Below are 19,137 nucleotides of genomic sequence, written 5' to 3' on the forward strand. Positions count from 1 at the left end.
ATCGGATAGTCGATCAAGACTGGGATAGGGTTCTTCGACGCTTCGTTGGAAATCGAACTCGCCACACGATCGAGGGTCGCGAACACGCAGGCACCGCCTACATGCTGGACGTGCCACACGAATGGGCGGACGCTCTCGATGTCTCGACAGTGACCGGTACAGTCCCTCGGGAGAACTACGACGCGACCCACGGGATCGTCCTGGCGTCCGGAAAGGACTTCGTCCCGAACCAAGAAAACACACAGTCTGGTGCGCAGAAGGCGATGCGGCTCGACGGAGAGGAGTGGGAGCCTGTCGACAACTTATTCGTCTGGTTCCTACCTTTCGGCAACATGTTTGGGGTGCTCACTGAGTCCGTGTCGGCATCGCGCGCCGCGACATTCGCGGACTGGCTCACTCGCGCAACGGCCGGCGACTTCAAAGATCCGGATTTCGCTTGGGCAGCGCGACCAGTTATCGACCAGTCACGAGTGGCGCTGCTCAACCACGCTGATGGTCTGAGGGCGGTCAACTACGCCGGCGAGTTTGGGACCGCGGTAGCCGATGCGAGCGGTGTCCGTGCATTGTTTCAAGGCGGCCACCAAGCGCCAAACGCGTTACGTATCGAGATCAAGGCAACTCTCGTCCGCGGCAAGAGTGGGCACGGCGATGAGCAAATAATGCTCGATTGGTTCAACCAGAATTTCGGATCTCTTAGCGGGCAAGTTGACAAGGCCCAGGTCACCCTCGCCGCAGACGGCGACACCCCCGCCACTGAGGTCGATCTGTTGCATCACCGGATAACGAGGAAGACCCAAGTTCGCATAGCAACCGGTGCGACCCGCGCATTTACGCCGCTGTCGGCGGTCGGATCTATTATCGAGGCATTCATCATCGATAGGGGCGATCTCGTTCGACTTCGGGACAACGATGACTAAGGAAGCTGAGAATGCCCGAGATTAGGCGCGACCACTCTTTGTGGCTCACGCTGGTCGTCTGCATTGTGGTCGTCGTTGGCGGAGGAATCGGCCTTTTATTCCCACTTGCCCAAGTCAAGAACGTCGAGCTTGCTGCTGGGCTTACAAACGTCGCGACGATCGGCGGAATTGTCAGCGGGCTTTCACTTAGCGGTACGGCTGTACTCAGCTTGAGCGGGCGCTACACCCTTCGGATCCTGGAACGTTACGGCTCCGCCATTCGCTTTGTGTTATTCGGGGGCTTTGCAGTGCTTGTCACAGCGTCGCTACTCTGCGCTGTATCAGTGATGTGGGCAGATGAGCAATGGCCACGCTACGTTCTGGCGTTCACCGTGCCCCTGATGCTCATCACGCTGCTTGCGACGGCTTTGTTGATTAACAGCGCATTTGCCCGAGAGCGCGATGGGAACAACCCGAAGGCGCTTGCGCCTAGCCCGTACAAATAGCGGGCCGGTTGACAAGGTGTCGTGAGGATGGTCACAGATTCGACGATCCGCCGGCCCCAGACCGGCCCAGAGCTGCGACGAGGAGGTTATTCGGTGTTCGGTCGGGCTGTGTCGGGATACGTGACACGCTCAGCAGAACAACGCGAATCCCGATTTGATCAGGGCAAAAATAAGGGCCCTCGCTAAAAATGCCTAACGAACGGCCGGTGGCTCCGACGGGCGTCGATCCCGTGACCTCACGATTTTCAGTCGTGCGCTCTACCAACTGAGCTACAGAGCCGAAGCACCTGTCGATGCCTCTTAAAGGGAAAGCCCCTTCTTTCGAAAGGGCTTGTCGCCTCAGCGACCCTGACGGGACTTGAACCCGCGACCTCCGCCGTGACAGGGCGGCACGCTAACCAACTGCGCTACAGGGCCTCGATGTGAAACCATTCTATGTTCAGTTATCGGTGACCCCAACGGGATTCGAACCCGTGTTAACGCCGTGAAAGGGCGCCGTCCTAGGCCTCTAAACGATGGGGCCGGATGGACCACCTGGCGATGACCACCGACGCATAACTATACGAGACATCCCGGAGGATGCCAAAACGGGCCCGGAATCCGGGTGTGCCTACTGCCCCGCGGTCCGGCGGGATTCGGCGACTGGCGTCGGATGTGCCGAGCGACGCGGGGGGCTCACGTTACATTCGCCACGGCGGAATCCCGACGGAGGCTCGCATCCGTTCGTGGATGCCCTTCGCTGCTGTTGTTACTGTTAAAGGAGTGACCAGAGTGATCCACCCTCAGGGACGGGTCGGTATGGGGATGCAGATGGCACGCAGCACACGAGAGGCCGGCGCCGAACGCGCGCCACGGCGAGGCTGGCGGGCGCGTCTGGCCGCCATCGTCGTGGTCTCGGTCGTAGCGTTCGCCGGCGCGATCGCCTCGCCGGCTGCTGCGATCGACTACCCCAGCTGGGATGACCTCCAGAAGGCCAAGGGCAACACGGCGGCGGCTCAGGCGGCCGTCGACAACATCCGTTCCGTCATCGCCCAGATGCAGCAGCAGGTTGCCGACCTGCAGGCCGCCGCCGCAGCCCGAGCCGACGAGTTGCAGGTAGCCCAGGACAAGTTCGACGCTGCCACCATCCGCGCCACCCAGATCCAGGCGCAGGCCGATGCGAGCAAGGCCGCGGCTGACGCCGCCACCAAGCAGGCCGGTCAGCTGGCGGCTCAGTTGTATCGCACTGGCGGCAACGATCTCAGTGCGAACCTCGTGTTCGAGAAGAGCGGCGGCAAGGGTGCAGATGCCCTGTTGTCGAAGCTCGGCAGCATGAGCAAGCTGGGGCAGCGCTCGAGCGACATCTACAAGTCCGCCCAGATCGCGGCCAATGCCGCCGCCGCGCTCGGCGCTCAGGCCAAGGTCGCCCAGGACGAGCGCGAGAAGCTGCGGGTGGCGGCCGAGGCTGCGCTCGAGGCGGCCGTCGCTGCCCAGAAGGCCGCGGAGGAGGCTCTCGCGGCGTCGCAGGCGAAGAGCATCGAGCTCGATCAGCAGCTGAAGTTCATGCAGGACGCGCAGGCGAAGGTGGCGGCCGATTACCAGGCCGGAGTTGTCGAACGCCAGCGATTGGCTGCCATTGCTGCAGCAGCTGCTGCCGCAGCGGCGGCCGCATCCGGCGGTGGCCCGGGGGCCGGGCTCGGCGGCGGGTACATCAGCGATCAGGGCTGGGCCGTCCCCGCAAGCGGACGGATGACGGACGGATACGGATCGAGGACGTCGATCTGCACGCCCGGCGGATGCAGTGGCTCGTTCCACTACGGTGCCGACCTCGCCCCCGGTTGCAGCGCACCGATCTACGCGGCGCACTCCGGAACCGTCGTGTTCGCCGGGTCGAGCGGCACCTACGGCAACTTCGTCAAGATCGACCACGGCAGCGGGATCGCCACCGGGTATGCGCACATCCGCAGTGGAGGCATCTTCGTGAGCGTCGGTCAGCAGGTCGACGTCGGCCAGAACATCGCGAGCGTCGGTTCCACCGGTGCGTCCACGGGCTGCCACCTGCACTTCGAGGTCTTCCAAGGCGGCAACCGCATCAATCCGGTTCCGTTCATGGCCAGCATGGGGGCGCCCCTTGGCTGAGCCGACGGGCAGGAGGATCCTGCTGAAGACTCCCGCACGCGAACGGTCGGGCATCGTGCTCTCCGCGATGGCGGTCGGCGCTGTGACGGCATCGATCGGCATCGTGGCACCGGCCATCGCGGAGCCCGGCTACCCGTCGTGGGACGACATCCAGAACGCCAAGAAGAACGAGGCCAGCAAGCAGGCCGAGATCCAGACGGTGACCGATCTCATCGCCAGCCTGCAGGCGGCGTCCGATGAGGCGTCGCGACTGTCGATGATCGCGGCGGAGAAGTACCGTCAGGCGGTGCAGGCGCTCGACGCGGCCACGGATCGTGAGACCGACATCCGCAAACAGGCGGATGCCGCGGCCGAGCGAGCGAAGACATCCAAGATGCGAGCAGGCCTGCTGGCCGCGCACCTCGCCCGGAACGGCGGCAAGGAGTTCTCGGTCGATCTGTTCCTCCACGGGGACAAGGCCGACGATCTGCTCCACCAGCTCGGGGCCGCCTCGAAGCTCACCGAGCAGTCGCAGGAGATCTATCGCGAGGCCTTGGCCGACCGCAACACGGCGGCCTCGCTGGCGGACCAGGCCGATCAGGCGGCGAAAGAGCGCCAGCGTCTCGCGTCGGAGGCGAAGTCCGCGTCGGACGCCGCGCAGTCAGCCGCACAGGCCGCTGAAGCGGCGTTGGCAACGCAGCAGGCCAATTCCGAACAGTTGTACGCGCAGCTGGGGTCGCTGAAGGACACCACGGCCGAGTTGGAGAAGGAACGTGCGGACGGGATCGCCGCCGAGCAGGCTGCGAAGGCTGCCGCCGCTGCCGCCGCTGCGAAAGCTGCCGCCGAAGCCGCCGCTGCTGCAGCCGCTGCGGCCAACAACAACCACGGCAGCGGGCAGACGGGCGGCGGTGGACAGACGGGCGGCGGTGGCGCATCCCTTCCGGCTCCGAATGGGAACGCGGTGGAGACCGCGATCTCGTTCGCCTCAGCCCAGCTTGGGAAGCCCTACTCGTCGCCGGGTGACAGCGTGAACACATGGGACTGCTCGGGCTTGACGAAGTCGTCCTATGCCTACGCAGGCATCTACATCGGGACGCACTCGGCGACGAATCAGTACAACACCATGCGCAACCAGGGCCGGCTCGTGCCGTACTCGGACCGGCAGCGCGGCGACCTGATCTTCTGGACCGACGGACCGGGCGACTATTACCACGTGGCGATCTATCTGGGCGGCAATCGCATCCTTGAGGCAGCCGACTACGGCAAGCCGGTGCGCGAGTACTACATCTGGGGTGCGGGCGACGTCGCCGGGTACGTCGGTCGGCCGAGTTGAGCCGTCCCAGATTTCGAGCCCGCTGAACTGAGGCCGGTCGTCGGGCTCAAGGGTCTCGATACGGCTGCTCGTTGCGCTCGCGGCCTACTCGACCAGCGGCGGGGAGTCAGTGGCCGGGGTAGGCGTCGAACGCCTTCTGGATGATCGCCTCGGCGGCCTCGGCGTTCTCCCACGACTGCACCTTGACCCACTTGCCGGGCTCGAGGTCCTTGTAGTGCTCGAAGAAGTGCTTGATCTCGTCGCGGACGTTCTGGGGCACATCGGAGAGGTCCTGGATGTGCGCCCAGCGCGGGTCGGTCGCCGGCACGCAGACGACCTTGGCGTCGCCGCCGGCCTCATCCGCCATGTCGAGGTAGCCCACTGGGCGCACCTTGACGCCGACGCCGGGGAAGACGGGGTACTCGAGCAGGACAAGGGCATCCAGAGGGTCGCCGTCGTCGGCGAGGGTGTTCTCGAAGAAGCCGTAGTCGACGGGGTAGACGAAGTTGGTGAACAGCACGCGGTCGAGGTACACCCGGCCGGTCTCGTGGTCGACCTCGTACTTGTTGCGGCTCCCCTTGGGGATCTCGATGACGACGTCGTAAGCGCCCATGGGTGTGCTCCTCATGATGAAGGGTTCGGGGTCGGAAAGTCCGGAATAAGGTTACTGGATGCCCGATGCGCGCAGACCCCGCCTGACTCCGCCGATCGCCGATGTACGGCGAGCAATCCGGGAGACACTCGCTTCGCTGGCCGCAGAGGATGCCGGTTCGCTCGTGCTCGTCGCGCTCAGCGGAGGCGCCGATTCGCTCGCGCTCGCGGCCGCGGCCGGGTTCGAAGCGCCGCGGGTCGGGCTGCGAGCCGGAGCCCTCATCGTCGACCACGGATTGCAACCCGGGTCGGATGCGATTGCCGAGCGCGCGGCCGAGCAGGCGCGATCGCTCGGCCTCGATCCGGTGGTCGTCACGCGCGTGTCCGTGGTGACGGATGGCGAGGGGCCGGAGGCGGCGGCCCGCTCGGCGCGCTACGGCGCCCTGGATGAGGCAGCCACCGAGCTCGGCGCAACCGCGGTGCTGCTCGGTCACACCTTGGACGATCAGGCCGAGACGGTGCTGCTCGGCCTGGCGCGCGGTTCGGGATCCGGGAGCCTGCACGGCATGGCTGCGGTGAGTGGGCGATACCGTCGGCCGCTGCTGCAGATCCGTCGGGCGCAGACGAGGGCGTTCTGCGTCGACTCGGGACTCGAGGCGTGGGCCGACCCCCAGAATTCCGACCCCTCTTATGCGCGGGTGCGGGTGCGGGAGCGCGTGCTCCCCGTTCTCGAGCAGGAGCTCGGGCCGGGCATCGCGGAAGCGCTCGCGCGGACCGCCGCGCAGCTGCGCGAAGACGACGACGCGCTCGACCGGATGGTAGACGAGTTCATCGAGGAGATCTGCGAGCCGGCGGAGGCGGGGATCGCCGTCTCGGTGGCGGCGCTCGGGGCGAATCCGCCGGCGCTGCGTCAGCGGGCGATCCGTCATGTGGTCTCGAGCGAATTCGGCGTGACTCTCACACGCGCTCAGACCATCGCCGTCGCACGGCTGGTGACCGAGTGGCACGGGCAGGGACCCCTCGATCTGCCAGGCGTTAGAGTGAGCAGAGCGCACGGGACCATCGTGTTCACCGCCGTCTGACCGCACCCCCGAACGAGGAACGGACACCGCCATGGACAACCACGACATCGACGGCGACCTCACCGAGATGCTGCTCACCGAAGACGAGATCCACGCGAAACTGGCCGAGCTGGCTCGGCGCATCGAGGTCGACTACGACGGCCGTAAGCCGCTGCTGGTCGGCGTGCTCAAGGGCGCCGTTATGGTCATGGCGGATCTCGCCCGCGAGTTGAAGATCCACGCCGACATGGACTGGATGGCCGTCTCCTCCTACGGGGCCGGTACGAAATCGAGCGGCGTCGTGCGGATCCTCAAAGACCTCGACAGCGACCTGACGGGTCGCGACGTGCTCATCGTCGAGGACATCATCGACTCGGGTCTGACCCTCAGCTGGCTGCGCGAGAACCTCGAGTCGCGGGGGGCGGCATCCGTCGAGATCTGCGCGCTGCTGCGCAAGCCGGAAGCAGCCAAGGTGGACGTCGACGTGAAGTACGTGGGGTTCGAGATCCCGAACCAGTTCGTCGTGGGCTACGGGCTCGACTTCTCGGAGAAGTACCGCAACCTGCGCGGCGTGGGCATCCTCGCACCGCACGTGTACAGCTGACGCTTACCGCCGCCCGCGGGCTGCTCGAGCAGCGCGACGCGGCGTGACGCTCATGCCGCCGTCAGCGAACACGCAGCACGCACGCAGTTGACGGGCGATACCCTCATAGCACCATGAACGTGAAGAAGCTCCTGCGCGGCCCTTTCATCTACATCCTGCTTGCCATCGTTGCCGTGTGGATCGGGTCGAGCCTGATCACCATGTCCGGCTTCAAGGAGGTCTCGACCCAGCAGGGACTCGCGTTCCTCAAGGACGGCAAGGTCTCGTCGGCGAAGATCGTCGATGTCGAGCAGCGTGTGGACCTCACGCTCTCCAGCGCGGACCCGAAGTACGGCGAGCAGGTGCAGTTCTACTACGTCGCTCCTCGGGGCACCGAGGTCGTCACGGCGGTCACGGATGCCGCTCCGAAGGACGGCTACACCGATGAGGTGCCCCAGCCCAACTGGTTCCTCTCGGCGTTGAGCTTCCTGCTGCCGATCATCCTCATCGGACTGTTCTTCTGGCTGATGCTCTCGGGCATGCAGGGCGGGGGCAACAAGGTGATGCAGTTCGGCAAGTCGCGCGCCAAGCTCGTCACCAAGGAGAGTCCCAAGGTCACCTTCGACGACGTCGCCGGAGCGGACGAGGCGATCGAGGAACTGCAGGAGATCAAGGACTTCCTCAAGGAGCCCGCGAAGTTCCAGGCCGTCGGCGCCCGCATCCCCAAGGGCGTCCTGCTGTACGGCCCTCCCGGAACCGGTAAGACCCTGCTTGCCCGCGCCGTCGCGGGAGAGGCGGGCGTGCCGTTCTACTCGATCTCGGGATCGGACTTCGTCGAGATGTTCGTCGGCGTCGGCGCCAGCCGCGTCCGCGACCTGTTCGAGCAGGCCAAGCAGAACGCGCCCGCCATCATCTTCGTCGATGAGATCGACGCGGTCGGTCGTCACCGCGGAGCCGGACTAGGCGGCGGACACGACGAGCGCGAGCAGACGCTCAACCAGTTGCTCGTCGAGATGGACGGCTTCGACCCCAAGACCAACGTGATCCTGATCGCGGCGACCAACCGTCCCGACATCCTCGACCCTGCCCTGCTGCGTCCCGGCCGCTTCGACCGCCAGATCGGCGTCGACGCTCCCGACCTGCTCGGCCGAAAGAAGATCCTCGAGGTGCACGGACGCGGCAAGCCGCTCGCGAAGGGTGTCGACCTCGAGGTCGTCGCCCGCAAGACGCCGGGCTTCACCGGTGCCGACCTGGCCAACGTGCTCAACGAGGCCGCCCTTCTGACGGCTCGCTCGAACGCCCAGCTCATCGACAACCGTGCCCTGGACGAGGCGATCGACCGCGTCATCGCCGGCCCGCAGCGTCGCACCCGTGTGATGAAGGACAAGGAGAAGCTCATCACCGCGTACCACGAGGGTGGACACGCGCTAGCCGCCGCGGCGATGAACTACACCGACCCGGTGACGAAGATCACTATCCTTCCGCGTGGTCGCGCCCTCGGCTACACGATGGTGCTGCCGCTCGAGGACAAGTACTCGATCACCCGCAACGAGCTGCTCGACCAGTTGACGTATGCCATGGGCGGTCGCGTCGCGGAGGAGCTCATCTTCCACGACCCCACCACCGGCGCGTCCAACGACATCGAGAAGGCCACGGCGACCGCTCGCAAGATGGTGACCGAGTTCGGCATGAGTGCCACCGTAGGCTCCGTGAAGCTGGGCCAGTCGCAGGGCGAGGTCTTCCTCGGCCGCGACATGGGACACCAGCGCGACTACTCCGAGCGGCTCGCCGAGCGGGTCGACGCCGAGGTCCGCGCCCTCCTCGAGCAGGCGCACGATGAGGCCTGGCAGGTCATCAGCGACAACCGCGACATCCTCGACCGCCTCGCGGCCGAGCTGCTGGAGCACGAGACGCTGGACCACAACCAGATCGCGGAGATCTTCACGGACATCAACAAGCTCCCCGAGCGCCCGCAGTGGGTCTCGAGCGAGAAGCGTCCGCTGTCGGACCGCCCGCCCATCGCCTTCCCCAAGGCGAAGGCTCCGATCGACGAGGGAGCCGTCGACGGTGGCGTCGACTCGGGCGCAGCCGCCTCCGAGGAGGCCACCAAGCCCAGTCGAAAGCGCGCATCCAACCCCCGCCCGGCGACCGCCTAGCCCGGAGGCACCCATGACCGGTGTCGACCGGGCACGAATCGAAGCGGCCGTCACGGAGCTCCTCCTCGCCATCGGCGAGGATCCGGGTCGTCCCGGGCTCGTCAAGACCCCGCGACGCGTGGCCGAGTCGTACGACGAGTTCTTCGGCGGGCTCCACCGTGACCCGGTTGAGCACCTGAAGGATGCCGTTCCGCTGGGTTCCAGCGACGACGGCCTCCCGCAGACCGGCGACGCCGTGATGGTGCGCGGCATCGAGTTCCGCTCGATCTGCGAGCACCACCTGCTGCCCTTCGTCGGTGTCGTCCACGTCGCATACCAACCCGGAGAGCGAGTGGTCGGCCTCGGCAAGCTGTCGGACGTCGTGGAGACCCTGTCTGCCCGACCTCAGCTGCAGGAGCGGCTGACCGAGGAGATCGCCGACGCGCTGCAGGAGGGGCTGGAGGCGCGAGGGGTGCTCGTGGTGATGGATGCCGTCCACCGGTGCGTCGTGGCTCGTGGCTCGCGTCAGACCGGCAGCTCGACGGTCACCGTGGCGAGCCGAGGGCGCCTGACCGACCCGGTGCAACGCGCGGAGCTCATGACCCTGATCGGGTCCTCGACTCGTGGCTGAATCGGTCGCACTGGACCGCACCCTGGTCATGGGGGTGGTCAACGTGACTCCCGACTCGTTCAGTGATGGCGGACGGTGGCTCAACGCCGATGCGGCGATCGCTCATGGCCTCGAGCTCGCGGGGCAGGGTGCCGACCTCATCGATGTCGGCGGCGAGTCGACCAGGCCCGGGGCCGCGCGCGTCGATCCCGCAGCCGAGCAGCGCCGCGTCCTGCCCGTCATCGCGGCTCTTGCCGAGACGGGCGTGACGGTGAGCGTCGACACGATGAACGCGACGACGGCGGAGGCGGCCGTCGCCTCCGGCGCCCGCATCGTCAATGACGTCTCGGGCGGTCTCGCCGATCCCGAGATGGCCGCAGCGGTGGCCGACCTCGACATCGACTTCGTGGCCATGCACTGGCGGGGCCATTCGGAGCGCATGAACTCCCTCGCCGTCTACGCCGACGTGGTCGCCGAGGTCCGTGCCGAGCTGTCGGATCGGCTGAACGCGCTGACCGGCGCTGGCATCTCTGAGTCGCGCATCGTCCTCGATCCCGGGCTCGGCTTCGCGAAGGAGGCGCAGCACAACTGGGCGCTGCTCGCCGGGCTCGACGAGCTCGCGTCGCTCGGTCGCCCGCTGCTCGTCGGCGCATCCCGCAAGCGATTTCTCGGTGAGCTCCTGCCATCCGGTGCGCCTGTCGTCGAACGCGACCTGCCCACCGCGGTGATCAGCGCATTGGCTGCGCGTGCCGGCGTCTGGGCCGTGCGCGTGCACGACGTCATCGGTACGCGCCTCGCCCTGGATGTCGTGCAGGCATGGCAAGGTGGAGAGCGTGCATAGCGACGCCGACAGCATCAGCATCACGGGGCTGCGGGTGCAGGCGAACCACGGGGTGTTCGAGCACGAGCGCCGCGATGGCCAGGAGTTCGTCATCGACGTGACCGTCTGGCTCGACAGTGCGCGCGCGGCGAGGGCCGACGACCTGAACAGCACGGTCCACTACGGCGAGCTCGCGGTCGCGGTGGCCGATGCCGTGCGGCGCGACCCGGTCGACCTGATCGAGACCGTCGCCGATCGTATCGCCGGTGTCGCGCTCGGGTTCTCGGCGGTCCTGAGCACCCGCGTGACTGTCCACAAGCCGAACGCCCCCATTCCCGAGCGCTTCGACGACGTGAGCGTGACCATCACGAGGAGCCGCGCATGAGCGCTCTGCGCGCGGGCGAGAGGAAGGCGGTGCTTGCGTTGGGCAGCAACCTCGGCGACCGCGCCCGCGAGATCGACACGGCGGTCTCGGAGCTCTCGGGAACGGATGGCATCCGTCTGCTCGCCTTTTCGCCCATCGTCGAGACCCGGGCCGTGAAGGTGCACGGTGTCGACGAGTTCGCCCCCCGCTACCTCAACGCCGTGGCCGTCGTGGCGACCACATTGGCGCCCGAGCAGCTGCTGCACCAGGTCAACCGCATCGAGGCCGACCACGGACGCGTGCGCGACGAGCGCTGGGGTGATCGAACGCTCGACATCGACATCGTCTGTCACGGCGACATCGTCTCCGACGCACCGCAGCTGACGCTTCCCCACCCCCGCGCCGCCGGGCGCGACTTCGTGCTCGCCCCCTGGCTCGCGGCCGACCCCGACGCCGAGCTGCCCGGAATCGGGCGCGTTGACGAACTGCTCGCGGGCATCGAGGACACCACTCGGCCATGGACTCCCGGAGGGGCCCGATGAATCGAACGCACGCGTCCACTCTCATCGCACTCGGCCTGGTGGGAGCCGTCGCGACGTTCCTGCTCGAGCTGGCGACGGCGGCGTCGGGGCACGCGGTGTTCATCCCGCCACTCACCCTCGCGCTGACACTGGTGATCATCGCGGTCGCGGTCGTCGCGCTGGCGATCCCCATCCGGCGTGCGGTGCGCGGCAAGGCAACCGGACGCATCGACCCCTTCCGCGCGATGCGGACCGCGGCGCTCGCCAAGGCCTGTGCATTGGCGGCCGCGCTGCTGCTCGGCGGCGGAGTCGGCGTGCTGGTCTACCTGCTCAGCAGGACGGCGATCGCCTCGACCGGCCCCATCCTGTTGACCGTCGTGTCGAGCCTGGCGGCACTCGTGCTGCTGGTCGCCGGCCTGGTCGCCGAGTCCTTCTGCATCCTCCCTCCCGACGACGATGACGAGGGGCACGCGCATGCCTGATGACGAGACGATCCCCACCGTTGGGCCGGAGAGACGCCTGCAACTCGACGACGTCGAGTGGAGACGGGTGTCGCCGAAGTATCTCGTCGTGGCGATCGTCGGACGCATCGTCTCGGCGGTCGTGATCGGCGCCGCAGCCGTCTTCCTCTGGCTCGTGGCCGGATGGGGCTGGATCCCGTGGGTGCTGCCCGTCATCGGCGTCGGCTTCCTCATCGCGATCATCATCGAACCGCGGCGGGTGCGCTCGATCGGCTACGCCCTGCGAGCGGACGACCTGGTGTTCCGTCGCGGAATCATGTTCCAGCGGTTCGTCGCCGTCCCGTACGGGCGCATGCAGCTCGTCGACATCACACGCGGTCCGGTGTCGCGGGTGCTCGGGCTTGCCGACCTGCGACTCGTGACCGCCGCCGCGGCGTCGGGAGTCGCCATCCCCGGCCTGCCCGAAGCGGATGCCGAGGATCTGCGCGACCGACTGGTGTCGCTCGCGGAAACGCGACGGGCCGGGCTGTGAGGTTCGCGGACGGCGCCTGGCACCGGCTGCATCCGGCGACGCCTCTCCTGCGCGGCGGCCTCGCCTTCGTGGCGATAGCCGGATTCGTCATCGCGAACCTGCGCGAACGTCTGGTCGACTTCTTCTTCCGCGTTCCCCAGTTCGGCGACGACCCGATCGACGAGATCGTCAACCACGGCTTCGTCGGCTGGGCGCTGCTGGGCGTCCTCGGCGTGCTCCTGGCGATCATCGCCGTGTTCACCGTGTCGTGGCGGATGCACACCTTCCGCATCACGGACGACCTCGTCGAGGTGCGCTCCGGCATCCTGCTGCGAACCCACCGTCGTGCGCGGCTCGACCGCATCCAGGGCGTGAGCATCTCCCGCAACCTGCTCGCCCGCATCTTCGGTGCGGCCAAGCTGGACATCACCGTGGCGGGAAACGACGCCAACGTTCAGCTCGCCTACCTGGGTTCGGCCGCGACGGATGAGCTGCGCCGCGAGATCCTCACACTCGCCAGCGGGGCGCGCCGTGAGGCGACCGAGCCGGTCGCCCTCGATCAGGACGGCGCAGAGCATCCGGACGCATCGGCGTCGACAGGCGCGCGCCTCGGCGGCCTGGTGAACCGGCGGGTGGGGGAATTCCTGGCGCCGGAGCTGGATCCGGATGCGGCGCCGCCGGAGTCCGTCGTGCGCATCCCCCTCCTCCGCCTGATCGGCTCGGTCGTGCTGACCGGCTTCACCGTCGTGCTCGTCATGTTCATCATCGCGATCGCCATCGGACTCTCGCAGGGCGAGTTCTGGCCGGTCCTCGTCGTGCTGCCGGTCATCCTCGGTGGTGGCAGCTTCTACATCCGGCGGGTCAGCCGTCAGCTGCGCTACACGATCGCCGGCACACCGGACGGCGTGCGGGTCGGATACGGCCTCCTCTCCACCAACAACGACACCCTTCCGCCCGGTCGGATCCACGCGATCGGAGTCGACCAGCCGCTGCTGTGGCGTCCGTTCGGGTGGTGGCGGGTGCGTGTCAACACCGCCGGTCACGCGAGCCGTGACCGCCAGAACCGGGAGAACACGACCGTGCTGCCCGTCGGCAACGGCGCGGACGTGCGGGCCGTGCTCGGCCTCATCCTGCCCTCCTTCACCGATGCCGAGGCGCAGGGCATCATCGAGAGCGGAATGGTCTCGCGCGGAGGAGACGACGGGTTCACCAACGCTCCGCGGCGGGCGGCCTGGCTGCGTCCGTTCTCCTGGCGTCGCACGGGGTTCCGGGAGCACGGCAGCATCGTGCTGCTTCGCCGCGGCGTGCTCTCGCGCGACCTCGTCGTCGTGCCCCTCGCGCGCCTGCAGAGCGTGGCGCTCGAGCAGGGGCCGGTGCATCGGATGCTGCGGCTGGCGTCCGTGCGGATGCAGACGGTCTCCGGTCCCGTCGCCGCGGCACTCGAGGTCGTCCCCGCTGACACGGCGCTGGCGCTGTACCGGCGCACGGCGGCCGACGCCGTCGAGTGGGCGAGCGTGGACACCAGTCATCACTGGGGGGCCTCGTGAGTGATCCGGCGCAGCGCGCCGGACGGCTCGGGGTCGGCATCATCGGAGCGGGTCGGGTCGGCCCGGTCATCGGCGCCTCCCTCGGGGCAGCCGGACACGCCGTGGTGGGCATCGCCGCCGTGTCGGCGCCCAGCCGAGAGCGTGCGGAAGCGCTGCTGCCCGGTGTGCCGATCCTCACGGTTCCGGAGGTGGTCGAGCGCAGTGAACTCGTGGTGCTCGCCGTTCCGGATGCCGAACTGGAGCCGCTGATCGCCGGGCTCGCGGCCACCGGCACCTGGCAGGCGGGCCAACTCGTGCTGCACACCTCGGCGCGGTACGGCTGGTCGGTGCTGCAGCCCGCCCTCGGCGCAGGCGCCATCCCGCTCGCCGCGCATCCGGCCATGACGTTCACCGGGACGAGCATCGACATCGCCCGGCTCACGGGCACCTGGTTCGCGGTCTCGGCTCCGTCCCCCGTGCTGCCGATCGCCCAGGCGCTGGTGGTGGAGATGGGCGGTGAGCCACTCGTCGTCGCCGACGCCGACCGCCCGGCGTACGCCGAGGCGATCGAGACGGCGGTGTCGTTCTCGAGCGCCATCGTCGATCAGGCGACCGGGATCCTTCGCAGCATCGGCGTCGATGATGCGGGAGCCGTGCTCGCGCCACTCGTTCGCTCGTCGGTCGAGACAGCGCTGGCCCGCACCGGCTCGGCTAGCATCGACGTGGCCGACCTTCACACCGGCGACGACTTCGGCGCCCCTCCACCGGAAAGCCCATGACCCCCCAGATCATCTCCGATATCGCCACCCTGCGCGCCCTCGTCGGCTCCGCTCGATCGGCGGGAGAGCGGATCGCCCTCGTGCCGACCATGGGAGCGCTGCACGAGGGGCACCGGGCGCTCGTGGCCCACGCCGCGAGCGTGGCCGACGCCGTCATCGTGTCGATCTTCGTCAACCCGCTGCAGTTCTCCGAACAGGCCGACCTGACCCGCTACCCGCGCACCCTCGAGGCCGACGCCGTCTCGCTCGCCGACAGTGGTGTCCTGGCGATCTGGGCTCCGAGCGTCGAGACGATGTACCCCGACGGTGCCACCGAGACGCGGGTGAGTGCGGGACATGTCGGGACCCTGTACGAGGGCGCATCCCGACCCGGTCACTTCGACGGCATGCTCACCGTGGTCGCGAAGCTGTTCAATCTGGTGCAGCCCGATGTCGCCGTGTTCGGCCAGAAGGACGCTCAGCAAGCGCACATCGTGCGGCGCATGGTGGCCGACCTCAACCTGCCGATCGAGATCGACGTCGTGCCGACCGTGCGCGAGGCGGACGGACTGGCGCTCTCGAGCCGCAACCGGTTCCTCTCAGCCGACGAGCGTCGCGGAGCGTTGGCGCTGTCGGAGGCCCTCGGCGCGGTCGAGGCGTCCGCTGCGTCCGGGCTCGGCGAGGCGCTCGCGGAGGGTGCCGCCGCTTTCGGTGACCACGACGCCGTTAAGCTGGACTACCTCGTCGTGGTCGAACCGAAGACCTTCCTGCCCGTCTCCGACGGCTACCGCGGCGAGGCAGCCGTGCTCGTCGCCGCGCAAGTCGGCAGCACACGTCTCATCGACAACACCACCATCACGCTGTAGCAGCCCCGACCGGAAGACACCATGGCCGACGACCAGACGACGCCCGAGCCCACTGCCGAGGAGATCGCCGCGGATGTCTCCGAGCAGAAGGCCGTTCGACTGGCCAAGCGCGAGCGGCTGATAGCCACAGCCACGGATGCCGCCGGCGGCGCCTACCCCGTCTCCGTCCCCGTGACCGACACCATCCCCGGCGTGCGAGCGCGCTTCGGCGCGCTCGAGACGGATGTCGCGACCGGCGAGACCGTCGGCATCGCCGGCCGCGTCGTGCACCTGCGCAACACGGGCAAGCTGTGCTTCGCCGCCCTGCAGTCCGGAGACGGGTCGCGCATCCAGGCGATGGTCTCCCTCGGCGAGGTGGGGGAGGAGAGCCTCCTGCGGTGGAAGGAGCTCGTCGACCTCGGCGACCACGTGTTCGTAACGGGAGAGGTCATCACCAGTCGGCGCGGAGAGCTGTCGATTCTCGTGAATGACTGGACGATCGCGTCCAAGGCGATCCTGCCGCTGCCGAACCTGCACACCGAACTCTCCGAGGAGAACCGGGTCCGCAGCCGCTACCTCGACCTCATCGCCCGCGAGCAGGCCCGCACCAACGTGCGCGACCGGGCGAAGGCCGTGGCGAGCCTGCGCCGCACGTTCGACGACCTCGACTTCATCGAGGTGGAGACCCCGATGCTGCAGGTGATGCACGGCGGGGCATCCGCCCGTCCGTTCGTGACGCACTCCAACGCCTTCGATGCCGAGCTGTTCCTCCGCATAGCGCCGGAGCTCTACCTCAAGCGCGCCGTCGTCGGCGGGATGGAGCGCGTCTTCGAGATCAACCGGAACTTCCGCAACGAGGGCGCCGACTCGACGCATTCGCCCGAATTCGCCATGCTCGAGGCCTATCAGGCCTACGGCGACTACAGCACCATCGCCGACCTCACGCAGACCCTCATCCAGGACGCGGCGCAGGCCGTTTCAGGCAGTCACACCGTGACGTGGGCGGACGGCACCGAGTACGACCTCGGCGGCGACTGGAGCCGCATCTCCATGTTCGGCTCGCTCTCGGAGGCGCTGGGGCGCGAGATCACGCCCGAGACGCCGATCGCCGAGCTTCGGGCGATCGCGGACGGGGAGGGAATCGAGATCGACCACCCCCTGCATGGCAAGTACGTCGAGGAGCTCTGGGAGCACTTCGTCAAGAGCGGCCTCGAGCGTCCCACCTTCGTGATGGACTTCCCCCTCGACACCTCGCCGCTCGTGCGCGCGCACCGGTCGCTGGCGGGGGTCGTGGAGAAATGGGACCTGTACATCCGCGGGTTCGAGCTCGCCACCGGATACTCCGAGCTGGTGGACCCTGTCGTCCAGCGGGATCGTTTCGTCGAACAGGCACGCCTGGCCGCCGGCGGCGACCCCGAGGCGATGCGCCTCGATGAGGAGTTCCTGCGCGCACTCGAGTTCGGGATGCCGCCGACCGGCGGCATGGGCATGGGCATCGACCGTCTGCTCATGGCGCTGACGGGCCTCGGCATCCGCGAGACGATCCTCTTCCCGCTCGTCAAGTAGCGAGACGCTACGCAGCCCGACCGACCAGGTCGGGTTGATTCGTCGCGCCTAGGCGTCCACGTCGACATGTGGCTAATTCTGTGAATGTATTGCTTTGTGTTGGAATGTGTGGGAATCTGTCTGAACGTTCGAAGGTGAATGATCCTCGAACGGAGAGGATCGAGCATGTACGCAACGGAACGCCAGGATCGGATCAGCACCGCGATCGCCCGCGTCGGACGCGTCTCGGTGATGGAGCTCTCCCGTGAATTCGGCGTGGCGTCCGAGACCATCCGCCGCGACCTCGACCTGCTCGAGGAGCAGGGTCGTCTGCGCCGCGTGCACGGAGGCGCCGTCTCAGCACAGAGCACGACGATCGCCGAGACCAGCCTCGCCGATCGCAGCGATCAAGCCCGGGAGCAGAAGAGCGCGATAGCCCGGGCCGCGCTGCGTCAGGTGCCCGACACCTTCCGCGGTTCGCTCCTCATCGACGCTGGCAGCACGACCGCCCAGTTCGCCGAACTGCTCGCAGCTCGTCAGCCTGCCGCGCCCGATGCCCGCATCGACGTGTCGACCAACTCTCTGGCCATCGCCGCCACCCTCAACGCGAGCGCACACCTCGCTCTGCGCATCCTGGGCGGAAAGATCCGCGGCATCACCGGAGCCGCGGTGGGTCCGTCCACCATTGCGCAACTGACCGACCTGCGCCCCGACATCGCCTTCATCGGGGCCAACGGCGTCAGCGACGGGTTCGGTCTCAGCACGCCCGACGAGGCGGAGGCCGCGGTGAAGGCGGCTATGGTCCACGCCGCCCGCCGGGTGGTCGTCCTCGCTGACTCGTCCAAGCTCGAGGTCGAGACGCTCGTGCGGTTCGCGCGGCTCGATGAAGTCGACACCCTCATCACGGATGCGCCCCCGCCGGCGCTGCTCGCCTCGGCCCTGGCGGCCCACGGCGTCGAGGTGGTGCTCGCATGATCGTCACGCTCACCGTCAATCCGTCGCTCGACCGCACCGTACAACTCGACGGCGAACTCGCGCGCGGCGCGGTGCAACGCGCCCTCGAGACCCGCGAGGATCCGGGCGGCAAGGGCGTCAACGTTACCCGGGCGCTGCGTGCGTCAGGCGTCGACTCCCTCGCCGTACTGCCCGGCGCCACCTCGGATCCGTTCTTCTCCGCGCTCCGCGCCGAGGACGTTCCGTTCGGCGCTGTGCCGATCGAGGGTCGCATCCGGGCCAACCTGACCCTGACCGAACTGGACGGCACGACGACCAAGATCAACGAGCCCGGTCCGACTCTCGCCGAGAACGACCAGGATGCCCTCATCGCCCTCGTGGCCGAGGTGTCGGAGGGCGCCGACTGGCTGGTCCTCGCGGGGTCCCTTCCTCCCGGTGTGCCCGACGACTTCTACGCACGTGTCGTACGCGCCGTCCGGGAGGCGAACGCCCGCCCGCCTCGCATCGCGGTCGACAGCTCAGGCGCGCCGCTGCGCGCACTCGTCGCTGCGCGTGTGGCCGTCGACCTGATCAAGCCGAACGCCGAGGAGCTCGCTGAACTCGTGGGCGTGGAGGCGGGGGACGACCTCGAGGACGACCCGGAGGCAGCCCTCGCCCTCGCCCGATCGCTCGATCGCGATGGCGTGGTGGCGGCTCTCGTAACCCTCGGCGCCACGGGAGCGGTCCTCTCCACCGATGACGGCGCCTGGTTCGCCCCGGCTCCCCGCATCCTGCCCCGGAGCACGGTCGGCGCGGGTGACTGCTCGCTGGCCGGCTACCTCGTCGCCGCCGTCGAGGGTGAGCGCCCCGACCGGTGCCTCGCGCGAGCCGTCGCATCCGGTGCGGCAGCGGCATCCCTCCCCGGCAGCATCGTTCCCACCCGCGACCAGGTCGATGCGGCCGCCATCGAGCCGGTGGCGCTCGACCCGAACCCTCTCGAAGACCCCGAATCCATCCACCTCCGCGACGGCGCAGACGCCGCGCAGCACTGAAGGAGCAACC

The 19,137-nt window shown here is 68.0% G+C and carries 20 protein-coding genes and 3 tRNA genes; 19 read left to right on the forward strand and 4 right to left on the reverse strand.

Features of this window, described 5'->3' with window-relative positions:
- The first annotated feature begins 101 nt into the window (after positions 1-101).
- Positions 102-917: a hypothetical protein gene (locus tag E6C70_RS14465; RefSeq protein ID WP_136425269.1), complete on the forward strand. Its 816-nt coding sequence runs from the start codon at positions 102-104 to the stop codon at positions 915-917.
- Between the two features lie 11 nt (positions 918-928).
- A complete protein-coding gene (locus tag E6C70_RS14470) occupies positions 929-1,402 on the forward strand; it encodes a hypothetical protein (RefSeq protein WP_136425270.1) in 474 nt (157 codons plus the stop codon).
- A gap of 207 nt (positions 1,403-1,609) precedes the next feature.
- On the opposite strand, the gene E6C70_RS14475 is transcribed toward E6C70_RS14470, so the two are convergent.
- The 3 genes from E6C70_RS14475 to E6C70_RS14485 form a co-directional block, all read right to left on the reverse strand.
- Positions 1,610-1,682, reverse strand: a tRNA-Phe gene (locus E6C70_RS14475).
- Between the two features lie 63 nt (positions 1,683-1,745).
- Positions 1,746-1,819 (reverse strand) — tRNA-Asp (locus E6C70_RS14480).
- 33 nt (positions 1,820-1,852) lie between these two features.
- A tRNA-Glu gene (locus tag E6C70_RS14485) sits at positions 1,853-1,925 on the reverse strand.
- A gap of 287 nt (positions 1,926-2,212) precedes the next feature.
- On the opposite strand from E6C70_RS14485, the gene E6C70_RS14490 reads away from it, so the two are divergent.
- Together E6C70_RS14490 and E6C70_RS14495 are read left to right on the forward strand one after the other, a co-directional pair.
- Positions 2,213-3,520, forward strand: a complete 1,308-nt coding sequence (locus E6C70_RS14490; RefSeq protein WP_136425271.1) for a M23 family metallopeptidase — start codon at positions 2,213-2,215, stop codon at positions 3,518-3,520.
- The gene (locus E6C70_RS14495) at positions 3,513-4,832 is read left to right on the forward strand and encodes a C40 family peptidase (protein WP_136425272.1); all 1,320 of its coding nucleotides are present in this window, start codon (positions 3,513-3,515) and stop codon (positions 4,830-4,832) included. Before E6C70_RS14490 ends, E6C70_RS14495 begins: the two co-directional genes overlap by 8 nt.
- 106 nt (positions 4,833-4,938) lie before the next feature.
- Here the strand turns inward: E6C70_RS14495 and ppa are convergent, their stop codons facing one another.
- The gene (gene ppa / locus E6C70_RS14500) at positions 4,939-5,424 is read right to left on the reverse strand and encodes an inorganic diphosphatase (RefSeq protein WP_136425273.1); all 486 of its coding nucleotides are present in this window, start codon (positions 5,422-5,424) and stop codon (positions 4,939-4,941) included.
- A gap of 58 nt (positions 5,425-5,482) precedes the next feature.
- Between ppa and tilS the strand changes: the two genes are divergently transcribed.
- The 15 genes from tilS (at position 5,483) to E6C70_RS14575 (ending at position 19,127) form a co-directional block, all read left to right on the forward strand.
- A complete protein-coding gene (tilS, locus tag E6C70_RS14505) occupies positions 5,483-6,484 on the forward strand; it encodes a tRNA lysidine(34) synthetase TilS (protein ID WP_136425274.1) in 1,002 nt (333 codons plus the stop codon).
- Positions 6,485-6,515: 31 nt separating this feature from the next.
- Complete coding sequence (hpt, locus tag E6C70_RS14510; protein WP_136425275.1) at positions 6,516-7,067, forward strand: hypoxanthine phosphoribosyltransferase; 552 nt, start codon at positions 6,516-6,518, stop codon at positions 7,065-7,067.
- 113 nt (positions 7,068-7,180) lie between these two features.
- A complete protein-coding gene (gene ftsH, locus E6C70_RS14515) occupies positions 7,181-9,202 on the forward strand; it encodes an ATP-dependent zinc metalloprotease FtsH (protein WP_136425276.1) in 2,022 nt (673 codons plus the stop codon).
- A gap of 13 nt (positions 9,203-9,215) precedes the next feature.
- A complete protein-coding gene (folE, locus tag E6C70_RS14520; RefSeq protein ID WP_136425277.1) occupies positions 9,216-9,812 on the forward strand; it encodes a GTP cyclohydrolase I in 597 nt (198 codons plus the stop codon).
- 28 nt (positions 9,813-9,840) lie between these two features.
- On the forward strand, positions 9,841-10,632 hold the full coding sequence (folP, locus tag E6C70_RS14525; protein WP_136425325.1) for a dihydropteroate synthase: 792 nt from the start codon (positions 9,841-9,843) through the stop codon (positions 10,630-10,632).
- Positions 10,625-10,996, forward strand: coding sequence for a dihydroneopterin aldolase (gene folB, locus E6C70_RS14530; RefSeq protein ID WP_235833552.1), 372 nt, complete (start codon positions 10,625-10,627; stop codon positions 10,994-10,996). The genes folP and folB overlap by 8 nt, the downstream gene beginning before the upstream one ends.
- The gene (gene folK / locus E6C70_RS14535) at positions 10,993-11,517 is read left to right on the forward strand and encodes a 2-amino-4-hydroxy-6-hydroxymethyldihydropteridine diphosphokinase (protein ID WP_136425279.1); all 525 of its coding nucleotides are present in this window, start codon (positions 10,993-10,995) and stop codon (positions 11,515-11,517) included. The genes folB and folK overlap by 4 nt, the downstream gene beginning before the upstream one ends.
- Complete coding sequence (locus tag E6C70_RS14540) at positions 11,514-11,978, forward strand: DUF3180 family protein (RefSeq protein WP_136425280.1); 465 nt, start codon at positions 11,514-11,516, stop codon at positions 11,976-11,978. The genes folK and E6C70_RS14540 overlap by 4 nt, the downstream gene beginning before the upstream one ends.
- Complete coding sequence (locus E6C70_RS14545; RefSeq protein WP_136425281.1) at positions 11,971-12,489, forward strand: PH domain-containing protein; 519 nt, start codon at positions 11,971-11,973, stop codon at positions 12,487-12,489. Before E6C70_RS14540 ends, E6C70_RS14545 begins: the two co-directional genes overlap by 8 nt.
- Positions 12,486-14,015, forward strand: a complete 1,530-nt coding sequence (locus E6C70_RS14550; protein WP_136425282.1) for a PH domain-containing protein — start codon at positions 12,486-12,488, stop codon at positions 14,013-14,015. Before E6C70_RS14545 ends, E6C70_RS14550 begins: the two co-directional genes overlap by 4 nt.
- Entirely contained in the window at positions 14,012-14,773 is a 762-nt protein-coding gene (locus E6C70_RS14555; RefSeq protein WP_136425283.1) for a Rossmann-like and DUF2520 domain-containing protein, read from the forward strand. The genes E6C70_RS14550 and E6C70_RS14555 overlap by 4 nt, the downstream gene beginning before the upstream one ends.
- Complete coding sequence (gene panC / locus E6C70_RS14560; RefSeq protein WP_136425284.1) at positions 14,770-15,618, forward strand: pantoate--beta-alanine ligase; 849 nt, start codon at positions 14,770-14,772, stop codon at positions 15,616-15,618. The genes E6C70_RS14555 and panC overlap by 4 nt, the downstream gene beginning before the upstream one ends.
- Before the next feature lie 21 nt (positions 15,619-15,639).
- Positions 15,640-17,163, forward strand: a complete 1,524-nt coding sequence (gene lysS / locus E6C70_RS14565; protein ID WP_136425285.1) for a lysine--tRNA ligase — start codon at positions 15,640-15,642, stop codon at positions 17,161-17,163.
- Positions 17,164-17,328: 165 nt separating this feature from the next.
- Positions 17,329-18,117, forward strand: coding sequence for a DeoR/GlpR family DNA-binding transcription regulator (locus E6C70_RS14570; RefSeq protein ID WP_136425286.1), 789 nt, complete (start codon positions 17,329-17,331; stop codon positions 18,115-18,117).
- The gene (locus E6C70_RS14575) at positions 18,114-19,127 is read left to right on the forward strand and encodes a 1-phosphofructokinase family hexose kinase (protein ID WP_136425287.1); all 1,014 of its coding nucleotides are present in this window, start codon (positions 18,114-18,116) and stop codon (positions 19,125-19,127) included. The genes E6C70_RS14570 and E6C70_RS14575 overlap by 4 nt, the downstream gene beginning before the upstream one ends.
- The last annotated feature ends 10 nt before the right edge of the window (positions 19,128-19,137 follow it).

Source organism: Orlajensenia flava (assembly GCF_004801905.1).
Classification (GTDB): domain Bacteria; phylum Actinomycetota; class Actinomycetes; order Actinomycetales; family Microbacteriaceae; genus Orlajensenia; species Orlajensenia flava.